The following is a 16,661-nucleotide window of genomic DNA, read 5'->3' as shown; positions in this document are numbered from 1 at the left end:
GTGTCAAAAAGGAAAACCCTTTCGGACACCCACCTTTTTTTGCGTGCCTCAGAACGTTGCCCGGAAGTACGGCACAGGGAAGAACCCCTGGCCATACTGATAGACCAAAGCATTGGTCCGTGGGTTATACGTCTGTTGAAATACATTTTTGTGAGCAGTCACATTTTGCAGGTCAAGGGCAAATTCCATGGTGCTTTTACCCATTTCCCAGCGGTAGGAGATCCGCAGGTCTGTCCGGAAATAAGGCTTTTGTCTTTCTGAGAAAGCTTCCGGCTCACGGTAAACCGCCTGCCCTTTCCTCCGGGATGCCGCAAGATCAAGCGGTGTGAAGTAGCGCCCTCCCACCAGGCTCGATTTCAGGTTGAAGCTCAGTACGTTGGTATGTGCTATCTTAATCTCTTTCCCGCCGAGTATGTTGGCGACGTATTGTGTGTTGAAGGCGGTGTTGCGCGTTACTTTGTCGCTGCCCTTGTACCTGGAGTCGAAAAGAGAGGTCGTCACCAGGAAATAGTAACCGTCGTTAAAATACCGCTCCAAGGTCAGCTCCACCCCCAGGTTTTTCCCCGAGCCGTTATTGACCAGGCTATCCTTGTCACTGGGACCGAACAGCGCGCCGGTGTTCAGCAATGAAAACGACGAGGCCTTCTGTTCTACCGGTACCCCCGAAATCATTTGCAGGTAAGGCTCTACCTTAAGCAGAAGGTGTTCCGAGAGCCGGTTTTCGTAGCTGAGCACGAAATGGTGGCTCCGTGTAAAGTCGAGGTCGCGGTTGGTACGCACGCTCCCCGATTCTGCCGGTGTCCGGATAAAATAGGTATAGATATTCTGCGACTGGCTATGCAGGCCGTAGCTTATGCCCACGGCCTGTCCCCTTCCAAAGCTGTGGCGTACTCCGGCCCTGGGCTCCAATGCGCTTTTGCCGTTGAGACCCAGGTGCTGAAAGTGAAGCCCGGCGGTGGCCATCAGGCTTCCCGACAACCTGTAACGCAGCTGGGTGTACGCCTGGGTAAGGACGGAGAACTTTCCTTTTTCGTCCACACGTAAAGAGTCGATCGTTCCTCCCGCGTGAATAGTTTTGCTGTACAGATCGAAATTGAGCAGGTCTGTCGTAACGCCGCTGTAAAGGCTGCTTCTTGCATTGAATTTATGGCGGAAGGTCGCCACAGCAGAGTATTTCCGGGTATTAAACTTCGATTCTGCAGATGGAAAAGCTTCTCTGGTAACGATGCTGATGGAATCACCACTGAACTTTTCTTTGGTCATACTGGCCCCCAGGAGCAACTTGAGGTGGGTTCGCGGCGAAAGGGTATGCTCATAGGCCCCCCCCGCTATGCTGGTCCCGTACCGTGCACGCATATTGGTATTTTCGCTGCCATAGAGATTGGTAAGGGTCGTATCGGTCTCATTACCGAGAAACTGCACCTCGCTGCTGCCCGTTATCCCGAAAAGCGAGAATTTCCCTTTCCGTCCTGCCGGTAATGACAGTTTAAAGTTAAGGTCCTGGTAGTCCGGAATCGAGCTGCCTGTGCCAAAGCGGATGCCAAGCGCTTTGAATACTCCCAGGGTGGAGTAACGGTAATTCAGCAGGAAAGAAGCTTTCGAATTCTTAGAAAACGGCCCCTCGGCGCCTATTTCAAACCCGTTGAAACCTATTTGCCCGATAAACTCATGCTTCCGGTTGTTTCCCTCCCGCATGCGGAGATCGAAAACGGCTGCGAGCGCATCGCCATACTGTGCGGGAAACGCGCCGGTCAGGAAGTCGGACTTAGCCAGCACATTGTTGTTGAGCATACTTACGGGCCCGCCGGTGGCAAAATAGGAGCCGAAGTGATTCGGATTGGGTATGTTGAGCCCCTCCAGTTGCCACAGCATGCCGGTTGGTGAGTTTCCGCGGACCACAATGTCATTCCTGGCGTCATTCCCGGAAACAACACCTGCAAAGCCCGCGGCCATACGGGAAGGATCACCAAGTGAGCCGGCATAACGTTTGGTGTCATCCACGTTAAATGACCGGCCGCTTGCCAGGACCAGCTCATTATTCGTATTCCCTTTATCTCCGGTCCTGTCGGCCACCACCATTACTTCGTCCAGCATTTGCGTTGATTCGGCCATAATCACGTCCAGTACAACTTCTTTTCCGCCGGTAATGATAAGATTGGAAAGGAGCTGGTCCTCATAACCTACAAGGGTAAGGCGAAAAGAATGGCGGCCGGTGGGTACCCCGGTAATCTGGAACTCTCCGCCCGCATCGGTCATCGTGCCCTTGTGCGGCGCGCCTTCAGGCTGGATCAGCAGCACCGAAACCCCGGCCAGCGGGCTCCTGGAAACTTCGTCCCGAACAATCCCCCTTACCGTCTGGAATAGCTGCTGTGCCTGGGAAGTGCCTGTTATCAGGAAAAAAATAGCAAAAAATATGTTTTTCATGGTTGTAATGAGGTTTGAGGGGTGAGGGGTGAGGGATGAGGTTTGAGGTTTGAGATGCGCCCACACCTCACGCCTCATACCTCACACCTACCGATAAGATTTCAGCGCTTCAGACAGTTCACGGTAGCTCTTCCGGGTCAGGCCATTGTTGTCAGTAATATCCCAGAGTGCTCCCTGGATCAGCATATATATTTCCCGCCAGGATTCCGGCTTGTAGTCGGGTTCAAACATCTCCTGCGGATTGTAATGACGTGTGAGCCCGAGGCCCGGATAGTCTTTCAGCAGGTCGAGCAATTTCCTGAGATTGGGATCGGAAGTGACTACACCCGGTTTGTACATATCCTTCCCGATCGGGTAGTCCCGGGTGTCCTCTTCCTGGTTTTCTTCCCATGGAAAAGCCTTGGAATAGTTAAGGCATCCCAACCCCAGATAGATGGTAGTAGTGTCTGTATCCGATTTTTCGTCTGAAAAAGTAGGCGGTACGTCCACCTTTACCGTAGATGTCAGGAGCCCGTCCTGCGTGCGTCCTTCACGGTTAAATACCCAGATCAACCCGGCCGGGATCAGGATGCTGACCGATACATCCAGGTGGTTGACAAAACTGACGTCCGCATAAAATGTATTCAGACTCCCGTAAAGCATCTGAGGGTTGGGGTCGAAGGATTTTCCCGGGCGCCGTACCAGCTCTATCCCGTCGGGCAGTTCCCACGGTGTACCCTGATGAGGCCCGTCGGTATTCCCGATGCCCGGCGCATGTTGTGAAGAAGGGATCACGATATCCCAGTCATTTCCGTCTTTGAGCGGGTCGTTGTTATCGCGGCAGGAGATGAAAGCTGCCAGGATAAAGAGGTATGAAACCAGTTTTTTCATTTGAATGAATACGATTATTATTAGTTGTGCAACCGCATGTCTGCGCAGTCATAATTGATGCTGCAAAACTATCCCGCCCGGCGACCCGCGCTCCGAGATTTCGACGAACCGCCTAATAGCGCTATGAAAGAGATTGTATCCGCGATAAAGCGTTTTTCCCCCGTCGCCCATATCCGTTATTTCATCGACGCAATCGTGCGTTCATCGAAACGGGAAACCGGGTATGACCATTCCCCACGATTATTGCAGGAGAAATCATTTCATACCCAATCAACTTTATTCCATGAAATCTCCTTGGACTGTCAAAAACCGGGAACCAGCTCATTCTCCCTTCCCCCCATCCCCTCATCAACACATCAAAAAAAAACGTTCGTCGCTTCTTTTGCTGGCGGTACTGGCGCAGCTTCAGATCGGGTGCTCCGACAGCGGGGTCGATCCCGGCGGTGACATGCAGGCCGAAAAAGGCTACGCTACCGGGGTCGTGAGAGACGGCTCAGGCAAGGCGCTGCCGGGGGTAAGGATCATTGTCGATAACAGTATATTCTTTAACTCAAATATTACCACTTATACCAACAACGAGGGAAAATACAAGGTACGGGTGCCCAATGGCTCCTGGTACGCGTTTGCTACCCACAACGTCTCTTATAATAATGAAAACTACTCATTCTATTTACATCCTGACAACGCGGCCGGCTTCGGTGGAGAGGGTGGCGAGCGCAACTTCGTCTGGCGCCTGTCCGGCGTTGCGCCCCAGCCTCTCTCGGGGCACTACGGCGGACTGGTCACTTTTGATAATTTCCCGGGGGTATACATTGAGCCTGCGGGAATCGAGTTTGAGCTGACCCCGCAGGGTAAGCTGGTTGACGGCAGCACAGGTACTGTGATCCGTCGGCGCGGCGACAACAGTTACGAGCTCAGCGACATTCCCATCGGAAGGTATAAGCTGAAGGCCCGGTACGAGGGAAAGCCGGTAAAATTCCGGCGATGGAACTCGGATGAGGAATTCCGGGACGAATTCGACCTGGTGTTTAAGCCGCAGATAGCCGCACAGTGCGACAACTGCGCGATGCTGGAATATTATTGGCAACCCTGAGAATGTTGCCGCCACGAATTCACGAATGGTTTAGTTTGATTCGTGAATTCGTGGCCAAAATAATTTTTAAAGAATCAGATGCTTGATATTCTGGTGATAATTCTTGCCGACCGCTTAAGCCGCAGATAGCCGCACAGTGCGACAACTGCGCGATGCTGGAATATTATTGGCAACCCTGAGAATGTTGCCGCCACGAATTCACGAATGGTTTAGTTTGATTCGTGAATTCGTGGCCAAAATAATTTTTAAAGAATCAGATGCTTGATATTCTGGTGATAATTCTTGCCGACCGCTATCTCCTGCCCGTTTTCCATTACCAGGTAAAGCCTCCCTATGTCCCGGTAGCAAAAGTCGATACGTTCGGCGTTGATAATAAAAGACCGGTGTACCCTCGTGAACCGTGCGGGATCCACTTTTTTCTCAATGGATCCGATGCCCGACGAGCTGAGAAATTCTCCGTTTACCGCCGATACGGTCGTATAATCGCCCGCCGCCTTGAAGTAAAGTACAGCATCTACCGAAATACGTTTAAGGCGCTTTCCCTGCTCTACGAACAGGCTTTGCCGGTAGGTTGTACCAACCGACGTGTCAGGCAAACGAACGCCGGATGCCTGCCGGTCCGCAATTTTTTGCAAGGCTGTTTCAAGACGCGCAGTGCCGTAGGGTTTCAGCAGGTAATCGAGCGCCTGGTGGTCGAATGCCTCCCTGGCAAAGGAATCACTGCCGGCCGTATAGATGATCTGTGGCAAATGCGCCATTTGCCCGATCAGTTCAAAGGTTTTTTCGCCGCCAAGCTGCACATCGAGAAAAAGTACATCCGGCTCGAGCGCATCAATCATCCGGATTGTTTCATAGCAGTTTTCGCTCTCTCCTATCACCCGGAACTCACCGCGGCCACCAATATGCTGGCGGATCTGGTGCCTGTATGCCTGCTCCTTGTCTGCAATCAAAATGGTATTCATAAGTATGTCGTAGTTTTTGCTGCCACAAAGCTAGATCACCCTTTTTTCCCGCAGTAGCGGGGTGGCCGGGGAAAAAAAAAATCAGTAGTAATACTGAGATTTGAGGGGATGAGGTATGAGGGGGATGTAAGTAGTTAAATGAAGAAGGTAGGACAATGCCCTCAAAATGCGTATATTGGACCGCATTGACGGCCGCAAAGCGATAACGGCAACTTCCGGTGCATACTACTTTTGCCACCGCTTTTCTGTTGTCTGCTAAAAACCATACTATCGGATACAATCCCTAAAGCCCGGTCCGGATCGCAGCAGTAAGCGTCCGGAAAAGCGACCTTATGAAAAAAATACCTCTTCTGCTGCTCCTGCTGTCGTTATTTTTCACTGCCCGCAGTGGCGAGCGTTCAGCCGATACCAGCCGTGTGTACGAATTCGTGGAAACGGCAAAATCCTTCCAGGCCCGCGGGCAAGCCGATTCCGCCGCCGGTTATTTCAAAAAGGCGGGTGAATTGTCGGAAGCCATAGGCTTTGATAACGGCCGGCTGGCATACGCCGGTAATTATGCGGCTTTCCTGTACGGGCAAATCCGGTACCAGGAAGCGCTTGAACTGGCCACCGAGGCACTCGCGATCGCGCTTAGAATCGGTAACAAGCCGAGAGCCGCAGCAGCTTACAGCACGATCGCACTGCAGCATCAGGCCATGGGAAAGCTCCGGCTTGCCTCCGAATACCTGATGAAAGCACTGGAAATTTCATCTGAAATCGGCAATCCCGGCGTAAAGGATTTGTCGGATCGCCGGAAATATTACAATAACCTCGCGTCACTCCTGATGGACCTGAAGGACGTGGAAAAAGGACTGCTGTATGCCCGGAAAGCCTATGAAATTGCCGTGTCGCTGAAAGATTCGGTGGCTATGGGACGAAGCCTGGTAAATGTGATGGTGGCCGAGGTATTACTCGGAGATCTTGAAAACGCCGAGCAGCACGGCAAAGAGTTCCTCACGATTGGGACCGCGCACAACGATAAGCAAATGCAATTCCAGGCCTACAATAACCTCGGCGATATATACCGCAGGCAAAAGAAGTTTGAGCTTGCGCTGGACAACTACCGGAAAGCCACCGCACTCCTGCCTGAAAGCGCCCCGGGGAACGAGGTATATGTGCTAACCGGAATTTCGTCGGTCTACAAGGACATGAAGCAATATCACCATGCCGATACTTACTACAACCGCGCGGCTTCACTGGCGGAACAGGAACTGGCAAAACCCCAGCTCAAGGAGCTGCTGCTTTCCGGTGCCGAAATCAAGGAGGCTACCGGGCATTACCGCGAAGCCCTTCAGCTCCGGAAGCGCTATGAAATACTCAGCGACTCACTGCTTAACCTGGAAACCCGCAACACCATACAAGAGTTGGAAGTAAAGTACCAGACTGTCGAAAAGGAAAAAGGACTGGCGGAGCGCGACCTGAAAATAAGCCAGCAGCACGGTGAGCTCGAGCGAAAAAACAAGTGGATTTTGCTATCGGTTTCGCTGGCGGTGATTCTGCTGCTGGCCTATATTTCCGGCCGCCTGATCAGCCGTCAAAAACGAAAAACAGAAGCTTCTCTACAGGAAAGGCGCTTGCTGGAAGCCCACCTTAAGGGCGAAGAAGCAGAAAGAGCCCGTACCGCCAGGGAGCTCCATGACGGGGTAGCAAGCCTGCTCTCGGCTGCGAAGCTGCAGCTCCATTCCATGGAAAAGCCTCCCGCCGGCAACGGTACTCTCCGGGAACTCATCGATATTGCCATGCAGGAAATCCGGAATATCTCGCACAATCTTGCCCCCGAAATTGTACTGAACGAAGGATTTGAGTATGCCATACGTGCATTTTGCGACCGGATCAGGCATCCCGGCCTCAACCTTGAATTTTACGTGGTCGGTATACTTCCGGAACTGGATAAAAACACGGAATTACTACTCTACAGGATCATACAGGAAGCGGTCAGCAACATGATCAGGCACGCTGAGGCTACAGAAGGAATTGTTCAGGTGGTGGGCGAAGACAGCAGGATAACCATCACGATTGAGGACAATGGAAGGGGCTTTGACCCGAACGAATTGAAAAAGACCGGAACCGGGTTACAAAACCTGTCTTCCCGGATCAATATGTTGAAGGGGATCCTGGAGATTACGTCCCGGCCGGGAGACGGGACGTCCGTATATGTTGAAATTGATACGGAAGCTTTCGGAGAATCGGGCAAAAACCGGCCTGTTGTTACCCTGTAAATCCCCCTAAAAATGAAGTTAAGTAAAACTACGGAGAAACATTCTGAGGTTTCTCTTTTACTTTGTCGAAAAACTGATGCATCCCATGATCACGCTAGGAATTGCCGATGACCATTCGCTGATCGTCAGCGGCCTGACTCATATGTTAAGCGAGGAAACGGGCGTCCGTATCCTGTTTACTGCGCATAGCGGCGCAGAAGTAAAGGCCGCCCTGAGGCAGCAGGTCCCCGATGTGCTCCTGCTGGATATTGAACTGCCTGACATAAACGGGATAGAACTCTGCACGGAAATTTCGACCCGCTACCCACAGCTTCCCGTGGTAGCGCTTACCAACCACGACGAAATTGTTTACGTGCGCAAAATGATGCGTGGCGGCGCAAAAGGCTACCTGCTGAAAGGCACTGACAAACAAACCCTGTTGCGCGCAATCAGAACGGTAAAGGGGGGGGAGCAATTTATTGACAGCCAAATTGAGCAGGCGATCCTTCAGCACACGATCATGGGTAAAAAACCGGCCGGCCAGATCAGGCTCACCAGCCGTGAAAAGGAAATCCTGACACTGATCGCCCATGAATTTTCCAACCAGGAAATAGCGGACAAGCTGTTCCTGAGCATACGCACCGTGGAATCACACCGGCACAGCCTCAACCAGAAACTCAATATCAAAAATCCCGCAGGACTGGTCAAGGAGGCCTATCTGCGCGGCCTGATTTCGTAGGCTCTGCCTTCCTGTTTTTATTTTTCACCACAGCGTGCGCCGCCATTGCAGCAATGCTTCCGTGCGCCGGTCTGAATCCCGGCACAGCCCACCACTCACACCTCACACCTCACAACTCACATGACAAGACAATTCATCCTATTTCTTATGTGCTTCTGGGTCGCCGGGAGCTGCCGTGAAAAAAACGATACCCCGACTCCGCCGGTGATGAAGCTGCTTACGGGCACAATTGCCAGGATCAGCGGCCGTACGGTTACCTATCAATTGACATACGACGGCAAAAACCGGCTGTCGGAATACAGCAGCCCCGAAGACCGCTACCGGAGCAAAATAATTTACGATGCTGACGACAAGCCGGTCAGGTTCGAAATCGAGTCTGACCGGACCGTTCAGCTCTTCGATGTGGTCTACGGTGAAAACGGTGAACCCGCCCACGCTGCGCACAAGGTTTTCGACCCGCAAAAACCGGAAGAAATTATGGAGAGCCGGATTACCTATGAAATTTCAGGCGGTAAGATCAAAAAAATGAAATTTTCCGACCAGTCAGGAGTTGTATATGCTTATACGCTCATTTATACCGGCAATAACCTGGCCAGGGTTACCAATGACGCCGGTGAGCTCATGCTGGGCTGGAAGCATGGTTCTCAAAAATCGCCTTATAGCTCAGCCAGGTTTCTGTACCCGGTAATACCTGACCTCTTCCCGCTTTTTTCAAGTGAGAACGAAATTATTGAAACGACGATCATCCTGCCCGAAAACCGCCCGGTGATTTTCAGGGAGGAATACCGCTACGATACCGGCGGCTATCCGACATCGTCGGTGATGAAGGACGAAACAGGAAACCTTGTTCACGAAATGGAATTCCGCTACCGGTGATCTGATTATGGATCCAGACCCGGCAAACCGCCCTCCGAAACCGTTTTTCCCTTGCTGCCGACAATATTTGCAGGCCCGGGTTAGCCCGGAAACTATCAAAACCAGTACATAAATTAAGCAACCGGACGATGGATACAACATACAGCCGCCATCCGGCAACCATTAGAGTTAATAGTTTTCCTCGATGCAAGTACTGAAAGATATATACCAGGTAGGCGGTGATTTGAACGGAATCACATTTGACGAACCACGCGCACTCTGGAACGATGCCAACAGCTATGTAATCAAAACAGAACAAGGCCTGATTATGATCGACTGCGGCTGCGGTGACACACTCGACCAGATTTTCCGGAATATGCGTTACTGGGGACTCCAACCCGAGGAGATCCGTTACTGTATACTCACGCACCCGCATTTTGACCACGCAGGCGGTGGACACAAACTAAAGGAAATGGGGGTGAAATTTGTGGCTATACAGGAGACTGCAGAAGCAGTAGCTACCGGTGATGACCGGTGTTGCGGGTTCCTGTACCACAAGACCTTCGTGCCTTTTGAAGTGGACCAAAAACTGGCCGACGGGGAGGAATTCGGGCTGCTGGGCCTCACCTTCAAAACCGTACACGTTCCCGGCCACAGCATGGGCTGCACGGCCTACCTGCTGACCTGGGAAGGCCGCGTTCTCAATTTCAGCGGCGATGTAATCGGTACTTTGCTGGGCGGTGATTTTGGCTGGGACGGCAGTATAGACTTCAATAAGCCGGTCTACATCCAATCCCTGTTAAAACTTTCCAGGATTGATGTAGACATAATGCTGCCCGGTCACGGGCTCATTTATTTTCACAAGCCGAGAATCCGGGTGGAAGAGGCGCTCAATTCCGCGCTGAGCCAGTGGCGCTAGCCTTTTCAAAAAAAATATAAGCATCACTATTGCATGACAATAAAACTTCTTCTACCTTTGCGCAAAATTTAGCGAACACATCCGTTCGTTTCTCTGCTTCTCAAAGGGGATATTAACGTGTTCCCGTCAACTACGTCGCCAACTCGTTTGGCCTTCAGTATGGTCCTGCAGAGCCTCCCGGGTGTATCGCGGAAGGCTTTGGTAACCCAAAATGGTGAAATTGGCTTTGTGAAACTTTTGAAACACGCTGGTCGGCCCGCGCCGGTTCGGTTGTGCCTTTACAAAACGCTTGCAAACAGAAAACAGCACAATTACTTGCCGCCGGTATCAGCTATCGGTTACCTCTGTCAAACTAAAAACAGGTAATCACTAAAAGATTAAAAAAGGTAAAATGACAATTATTGAAAGTAATTCGACCGTTGAAACATTCCAAGAGCTGGGTATTTCCGAGGAGATTCTGAAAGGGCTGGCTTCAATGGGGATTGAAAAACCCTCTCCTATCCAGGCGCAGGGTATCCCGCCGGTATTGGAAGGTAACGACGTAATCGGGCAGGCGCAAACCGGTACAGGAAAAACCGCTGCGTTTGGTATCCCCGTACTTGAAAGGGTTGACGCCAGCGAAAACGCGATACAGGCGCTCATCCTCTGCCCTACCCGCGAACTGGCGGTGCAGGTATCCGAAGAGTTGCGTAAAATCGCAAAATATGTTCCCCAGATTAAAATTGAAGCCATTTACGGTGGTGATTCCATAGAACGCCAGATTCGTTCGCTCAGGAAAGGAGTCCATATCGTGGTGGGTACTCCCGGTCGTGTAATGGATCACCTGGAGCGCGGCACACTCCACCTTGACAGCGTCAAAATGATGGTGCTGGACGAGGCGGATGAAATGTTGGATATGGGTTTCAGGGAAGATATCGAAAGTATTCTTACCGACATGCCGGAGGAAAGGCAAACTATTCTTTTCTCGGCCACCATGTCCAAGCCGATCATGACCATTACCCGCAAGTTCCAGCAGAACCCGGTATTGGTGAAGGTTGTTCGCAACGAGCTGACCAACCAGAACATTGAGCAGGTGTACTTCGAGGTGAAGCCCCAGGCCAAAGTAGAAGTAATGACCCGCCTGATCGATACGCATGATATCAAGTCGCTGCTGGTTTTCTGTAATACCAAACGCAAGGTGGATGAAATCGTGGAAGAGCTTCAGTTGCGCGGTTACGCCGCAGAAGGACTTCACGGTGACCTTCGCCAGCAGCAGCGGAACAACGTTATGAGCAAATTCAAGGCGGGTGTCACCACCATCCTGGTTGCTACCGACGTTGCGGCCCGCGGTATTGACGTCAGCGGACTGGATGCCGTTATTAACCACGACATCCCGCTCGATGAAGAGTACTACGTGCACAGAATTGGCCGGACTGGCCGTGCAGGTAAATCCGGGAAAGCGTTCTCTCTCGTTGCACGTGATGAGAAATTCCGTCTGAAAGGAATCGAAGCTTATGCCAAGGCCAAAATCGAGAAAGGGGTAATTCCTTCTTTCGAAGACATTCTCGGCGTACGGAAAGCGCGCTTTGTGGCTACCATTGCCAGTACAATTGAAGAAAACAACGACGTTACTTCTTACGAAGACGTTTTGGAATCACTGCGCCACAGTGGTTATACCATTGAGCAGGTAGTAGCTGCAATGGCTCAGAAAATAATGGGCGTGCAGAAAAATGAGTATGCCGACAGCAACCTGGCATGGGAGGAAAGAAGAGGCGACCGGCGCGGAGAAGAACGCGGCGACCGGCGTGGCGACAGAAGAGGAGGCCGTTTTGAAAGTCGTGGCGAACGCCGCAACGACAGCCGTTTCGGCGAGCGCCGGGGGAACGACCGCGGCGGTGACCGGGGTGGTTTCGGTGGCCGCAGCGAAGGACGCCGTGGCCGGGCCGAAGCCGGTATGACCCGCCTGTTCTTTAACCTGGGCAGACAGGATCACCTTGCTCCTCGCGACTTCGTAGGAGCTATCGCAGGCGAAGCCAATATCCCCGGCACGTCGATCGGTGCGATTGATATCCATGATAAATTTACCTACGTAGACATCCCGGAGCGCGATGTCCGGACTGTCCTCCAGGCAATGGACGGCAACACGATCAAAGGCAAATTTGTGAATGTAGACGTAGCCAAGTAAGGTTCTGACACCTTTTTTGAAAGAGAGAGGGGGCGCTGAGCGCCCCCTTTTATTTTTCCCGTTCAAAATAGAATATGCCCCGCTTGTTCCCGATTACCAGGTCATTCCTGCCATCGCCATTCATGTCCTGAACCACCAGTTGCAGCCCCGAACCCGAATTTTCATCAATAACGTGACGGATCCACGACGGATTTTTCCCGGGCACAAACTCATACCAGATCAATAACGGCGGATCGTGCTCGCCGGGATCATTACCGTTGTGCGCGAAGAAACGCTTCCCGGTCACAAGATCAGGCTTTCCGTCGCCGCTGAGATCAGAAACCGCCAGGCTATGGGTCTGACCAAGCGACTTATCGATCAGGTGCGTTTTCCACGTCGGGCTTCCCCCCGGACCTTTTCCCTGCTCGTACCACCATACGCCAAACTGGTGTGCAGAGGTGGCAATTACATCCAACAGGCCGTCTTTATTAAAATCGCCGGTGTACATCTGAGCGCACGGCTCGCCAAAGTCCGCCGGATGGAAAACCCAGTTCTTCTGCTTCCGGTCTTTCGGCGCCTCCCACCAGCCTTTGGTGATAATGACATCCTTTCTGCCGTCACCATTCATATCGGCAAATCCCAGTCCATGGGTATACTTGTGTGTGGCTAACGTGTCGTTATCGCTGATCACGAATTTTTCCCACTGCGTAACCCCTTTCCCTGAAGGTGCTTTGAGCCACACAAACTCTTTGGTTTTCGAATCATTGCAAATCAGGTCCGGCCGGCCGTCACCGTCCACATCTTCAAAAAGCGGGGACTCGTTCCCAACCGAGCTGTGAAGCAAATGCATGGGCCAATGCCCCGGTTTACCTTTCGGGTTCTCATACCAATACGCGGCCTCGCCAGGATGATCGATCCGGATAAAATCAACCCAGCCGTCCCGGTTCACGTCCATCGTAAAATGCAGGAAAGCATTGCCATAGGTATTTACTGCAAATGAAAGCGGCGGGGCGAGCTCGTGCGACTTCCACTCCGGCGCTTCAAACCAGTATGAGCCGGCCAGGATGTCGGGCTTGCCGTCGCGGTTGACATCGCCCACGGCTACGCCTTCGGCAAAAAATTCCTTGGTCAGGGTATGCTTTTTGAACTTCACCGGGCTTGGCGCCGGCTGTCCGTTCATACAACTTCCCGAGCCCAGCAAACCGAGCACAACCGGGATCAAAATCTTTTTCATTGGTATTCAGTTTAAGTATCAGGAATCGCCGGCGACCTCGCTATTTGGCGCTTGTGAGATAGGTCAGCAATTCATAAAAATCATTTTCAGGGATAGTATAACGGAACTGGTCGGGCATAATGGTCATGTTAACGGCCGTGTAATCCGAAATCTGGTTCTCCGGCACCGAAAACTCCTGGCCGGCATGATCGGCAAAAACCAGCGTGGCGCCTTCCTTTCGGCGGTACAGTCCCAGTTTTTGCTCACCGGAGGTAAGATTGATCTGGTAAGTCTTGAACGCTTCCGTAATGTTCCGGTTGGGCGACAGTACTTTCTCTATCAGCGCCTTTTTTCCCCAGTTACCTACTCCGTCCAGCTGCGGTCCGACCAAGCCGCCCACGCCTTTTATCTGGTGACATCCGGAGCAGTTCTGCATGAAAACCTGCCTGCCTTTTGCAGGGCTGCCTTGGTACTGGAGCGCCCCTTTCTCCCGCGTAACGAGGATGGTCTCGAGCTCTTTTTCCGACGCCTCGCTTTTTGCCAGAAGCGCGCTTAACCGCTTATTTTTCTCCTTGCGGTTCAGTTCATCCAGGTAGGTTTTTACCCGCTTGACCTGGAGCAGGTCGACAGGCGCTTCATTGGCTTCCAAGGCATCCATCACGATCTCAAGCCCCCCGGGTGCGCCCACCAGGGCCATGATAATCTCGGTCTGTAAATTACGGGAGCTGCCCGGCAGGCGCTTGCGCAATTTTTCAAGATTTTCGGCAGCGGGATTAGCTGCAATAGCCGGCACGAGCTTTTCACGATAGACGTCCGAAGTTCCGGGATTGGTAAACAAGTCGGTAAAAACCTTGGTGTAGGCATCCGGCGCGTACCGGGACAACGCGCTCACCGCCGCCTGCTGAAGCTCCAACGGGTAACCCAGGGGCAATACGGCTAGCAGGGGACCTTCCATTTTGTGGCTGCGCAGGCGGGCAAGCACCCCGGCCGCGTCCACAAATACCCGCTTCCGTTCTGTCGGGAGGCGATGCAGCTCTTCCGGCTTCATACGGCTCATCGTCGCGATCACATCGGCAGCCGACACCTCCAGCAGGCCCGACAAACCGGCCGGCGTCCCTTTTCCTGTCTTTTGAACCCCGTCGGCAATTGCCTGAAGCCGGGCCAACCGGCGCGGGTCTGACGACTGAAGTCCTTTTGTTACGCGGGAAGCGAGTGTTTCTACCTGGTCAGTCGTGACATAGGAGGCTACATAAGACAGCGCCTGATCGGATATGTCTCCTTCCGGTGCCTGCTTCAGCAAATAGGCCACCACGAAATTGGCAAGTGTTTTGTCAGGAACATCCAGGGCCGCCCGTACCAGTATACGCTCATCTTCCGGGGCCCAGTCTCTCTGTATCAGCCCGGCCGCGACGCCGCTCCCGGCCACGTTGTGGCGCAGGGCGAGTAAAACGGTGTATTTCAAATGCGAATCCAAATCAGGAGTCGATTTATACATATTCAATAACGTTGTTAGATTTTCTAACGAAACGAACTTATCCAGTACTTCAGCTGCGGAGCGCCTCACAAACGGGCTTGCGTCTCCGCAGGCAGCCGTGGCAATGCGTTTTAGTTCAGGGTTGATATGCTTTCGCTGGGCCATAATACGGAGTGAGTGGACTTTGATATTTTCCTCCGGGTCCCCGGCCGCCTGCACCAGCATATTGTCGTGCAGCACGTTTAGCCGGTACAGGAGCCACATGGCTTGTACCCTTGCCTGCCAGGACGTTCCTTTCGAGGCAAGCACCTTTTGCAGCGGCGCCACCGCTCTGGCTCCGAAAGTATCAAAAATACGATCGGCGATTCGCATCCTGATATTGAGCTGGGGATAATTGAGTTGTGAAATGAGCTCATCAAGCCCCGCTTTGGACCAATCCCGCGGTGCAGGTATAGCGCCGCCTTTGTAGGTAATCCGCCAGATTCTGCCGCTGGTATGGTCGCGGCCCGGGTGTTTGAGGTCTACTTCATAATGGCCGATAATACGGTTATAAAAATCGGCGACATAAATCGCACCGTCCGGGCCCAGCTTAATGTCAACCGGCCTGAACCAGGGGTCGCTGCTGACCAGGAAGTTTTCCTCGAATTTCAACGCCGGGGTAGACCCTTCAAAACGCACCGAATTGCGGCTGATACGGCTCGTCACCACATCGCCGATGTAAAAATTCTGCCGGTAGCCTTCCGGGAAATTGCTCCCGGTATAGTAAACCAGCCCCGAAAGTGCGGTGGAAGCCAGTTGGTAGCTGGTCATCTCGGGACCAAAACCTATGCCGGTCGGTTTTTTACCGAAATGCGGGTAGTCGGCGCCCGGGATAAGCTGGTAAAGCGGCTTGGAATGGCAGTCGACCGAGTACAGGTAGCCCTTTTCATCATAGCTGAAGCCAAAAGGGTTGACCCGGCCGAAAGTAGTCTGCTCGGCGCGGCTGCCGTCGGTACGGAACCGGAAGGTATTCCCTGAGTACATAACAAGCGAGTCGCCATCAGCGCCGGCTATCCTCGAGGTATTGGAAAAACCATGACTGGCGTGTACCCATCCGTCAAAACCCCTGGTCAGGTTGTTGATCATGCCGTGGGTGTCTTTGTAACCGAAGGGCCCCAGCAGCTTCACCGATTCGTCGGCTTTTCCGTCGTGGTCTTTGTCTTTGAAATAGTACAAGTCGGGTATGCTGTAGGCAATGGCGCCGTCGGTCATGGGCATAATGCCGATCGGGATGTTAAGACCGCTTTTGAACTCCGTAAAGACATCGGCTTTGCCGTCATGGTCGGTGTCTTCCAGGATCATGATCTTGTCCTTCCCGTTCTTTTCGTCAGCCGCCATGGGGTATTCGGTGGACTGTGTCACCCATAGCCTGCCCCTGTCGTCAAACTCTATGTTCATAGGTTTGCCGATCTGTGGTTCCGACGCAAACAGCGTGATTTCAAAACCGGGCGGCAGCCTGAAACCTTTCTGCTCCTGTGCCGGTGTCTGGAAATCGGTGGTCCGGACGTGCTCCGCATACTTGCTGTCGTCCTGGGCAACGGAAGCGGGCTTACGGGGTTGCGTGCATCCCGCTGCCAGCGCAAGAAAAAGTGCTGTCCGGAAAAGCTTACTCTCTGGAATAAAATGCATATAGGTGTTTCAGGGTATTTCAGGAATTATACTTTGCCGGCTCAAAAAACTGAAGCCGGCAGCT

11 protein-coding genes are annotated in these 16,661 nt (G+C 52.6%); 6 read left to right on the top strand and 5 right to left on the bottom strand.

What is annotated here, in order from left to right:
• Positions 1–48: 48 nt before the first annotated feature.
• Complete coding sequence (locus tag ABD852_RS02340; protein WP_345026396.1) at positions 49–2,424, bottom strand: TonB-dependent receptor; 2,376 nt, start codon at positions 2,422–2,424, stop codon at positions 49–51.
• Positions 2,425–2,511: 87 nt separating this feature from the next.
• Positions 2,512–3,294, bottom strand: coding sequence for a hypothetical protein (locus ABD852_RS02335; RefSeq protein WP_345026395.1), 783 nt, complete (start codon positions 3,292–3,294; stop codon positions 2,512–2,514).
• A 283-nt stretch (positions 3,295–3,577) separates the two neighbouring features.
• Between ABD852_RS02335 and ABD852_RS02330 the strand changes: the two genes are divergently transcribed.
• Positions 3,578–4,387 (top strand): carboxypeptidase-like regulatory domain-containing protein, encoded by an 810-nt coding sequence (locus ABD852_RS02330; RefSeq protein ID WP_345026394.1) that lies wholly within the window; start codon positions 3,578–3,580, stop codon positions 4,385–4,387.
• Positions 4,388–4,632: 245 nt separating this feature from the next.
• On the opposite strand, the gene ABD852_RS02325 is transcribed toward ABD852_RS02330, so the two are convergent.
• Positions 4,633–5,349 (bottom strand): LytR/AlgR family response regulator transcription factor, encoded by a 717-nt coding sequence (locus ABD852_RS02325; protein ID WP_345026393.1) that lies wholly within the window; start codon positions 5,347–5,349, stop codon positions 4,633–4,635.
• A 332-nt stretch (positions 5,350–5,681) separates the two neighbouring features.
• Here ABD852_RS02325 and ABD852_RS02320 point away from each other — a divergent pair, with 332 nt between their 5' ends.
• The 5 genes from ABD852_RS02320 to ABD852_RS02300 all read left to right on the top strand — a co-directional run bounded on the left by ABD852_RS02320 (position 5,682) and on the right by ABD852_RS02300 (position 12,263).
• Positions 5,682–7,607, top strand: coding sequence for an ATP-binding protein (locus ABD852_RS02320; RefSeq protein ID WP_345026392.1), 1,926 nt, complete (start codon positions 5,682–5,684; stop codon positions 7,605–7,607).
• Between the two features lie 85 nt (positions 7,608–7,692).
• Positions 7,693–8,325 carry a response regulator gene (locus ABD852_RS02315; protein WP_345026391.1) on the top strand — a complete coding sequence of 211 codons (633 nt, stop codon included), beginning with the start codon at positions 7,693–7,695 and terminating at the stop codon, positions 8,323–8,325.
• Positions 8,326–8,445: 120 nt separating this feature from the next.
• On the top strand, positions 8,446–9,201 hold the full coding sequence (locus ABD852_RS02310) for a hypothetical protein (protein WP_345026390.1): 756 nt from the start codon (positions 8,446–8,448) through the stop codon (positions 9,199–9,201).
• 184 nt (positions 9,202–9,385) lie between these two features.
• Positions 9,386–10,099, top strand: coding sequence for an MBL fold metallo-hydrolase (locus ABD852_RS02305; protein ID WP_345026389.1), 714 nt, complete (start codon positions 9,386–9,388; stop codon positions 10,097–10,099).
• Between the two features lie 391 nt (positions 10,100–10,490).
• On the top strand, positions 10,491–12,263 hold the full coding sequence (locus ABD852_RS02300) for a DEAD/DEAH box helicase (RefSeq protein WP_345026388.1): 1,773 nt from the start codon (positions 10,491–10,493) through the stop codon (positions 12,261–12,263).
• Positions 12,264–12,312: 49 nt separating this feature from the next.
• Here the strand turns inward: ABD852_RS02300 and ABD852_RS02295 are convergent, their stop codons facing one another.
• Both ABD852_RS02295 and ABD852_RS02290 read right to left on the bottom strand, forming a co-directional pair.
• Positions 12,313–13,476 (bottom strand): FG-GAP-like repeat-containing protein, encoded by a 1,164-nt coding sequence (locus tag ABD852_RS02295; protein WP_345026387.1) that lies wholly within the window; start codon positions 13,474–13,476, stop codon positions 12,313–12,315.
• Between the two features lie 40 nt (positions 13,477–13,516).
• Positions 13,517–16,597 carry a PVC-type heme-binding CxxCH protein gene (locus ABD852_RS02290; protein WP_345026386.1) on the bottom strand — a complete coding sequence of 1,027 codons (3,081 nt, stop codon included), beginning with the start codon at positions 16,595–16,597 and terminating at the stop codon, positions 13,517–13,519.
• Between the last annotated feature and the right edge of the window lie 64 nt (positions 16,598–16,661).

Source organism: Ravibacter arvi (assembly GCF_039540405.1).
Taxonomy (GTDB): Bacteria; Bacteroidota; Bacteroidia; order Cytophagales; family Spirosomataceae; genus Ravibacter; species Ravibacter arvi.
Note: the sequence above shows the minus strand (reverse complement) of the source record. Positions and strands in the feature narration are given on the sequence as shown.

Excerpts from the sequence above, each read along its gene's own strand:
- ABD852_RS02340 (WP_345026396.1), bottom strand. The coding sequence starts at position 2,424 with ATGAAAAACATATTTTTTGCTATTTTTTTCCTGATAACAGGCACTTCC.
- ABD852_RS02335 (WP_345026395.1), bottom strand. The coding sequence starts at position 3,294 with ATGAAAAAACTGGTTTCATACCTCTTTATCCTGGCAGCTTTCATCTCC.
- ABD852_RS02290 (WP_345026386.1), bottom strand. The coding sequence starts at position 16,597 with ATGCATTTTATTCCAGAGAGTAAGCTTTTCCGGACAGCACTTTTTCTT.
- ABD852_RS02325 (WP_345026393.1), bottom strand. The coding sequence starts at position 5,349 with ATGAATACCATTTTGATTGCAGACAAGGAGCAGGCATACAGGCACCAG.
- ABD852_RS02310 (WP_345026390.1), top strand. The coding sequence starts at position 8,446 with ATGACAAGACAATTCATCCTATTTCTTATGTGCTTCTGGGTCGCCGGG.
- ABD852_RS02300 (WP_345026388.1), top strand. The coding sequence starts at position 10,491 with ATGACAATTATTGAAAGTAATTCGACCGTTGAAACATTCCAAGAGCTG.
- ABD852_RS02295 (WP_345026387.1), bottom strand. The coding sequence starts at position 13,476 with ATGAAAAAGATTTTGATCCCGGTTGTGCTCGGTTTGCTGGGCTCGGGA.
- ABD852_RS02315 (WP_345026391.1), top strand. The coding sequence starts at position 7,693 with ATGATCACGCTAGGAATTGCCGATGACCATTCGCTGATCGTCAGCGGC.
- ABD852_RS02305 (WP_345026389.1), top strand. The coding sequence starts at position 9,386 with ATGCAAGTACTGAAAGATATATACCAGGTAGGCGGTGATTTGAACGGA.
- ABD852_RS02320 (WP_345026392.1), top strand. The coding sequence starts at position 5,682 with ATGAAAAAAATACCTCTTCTGCTGCTCCTGCTGTCGTTATTTTTCACT.
- ABD852_RS02330 (WP_345026394.1), top strand. The coding sequence starts at position 3,578 with ATGAAATCTCCTTGGACTGTCAAAAACCGGGAACCAGCTCATTCTCCC.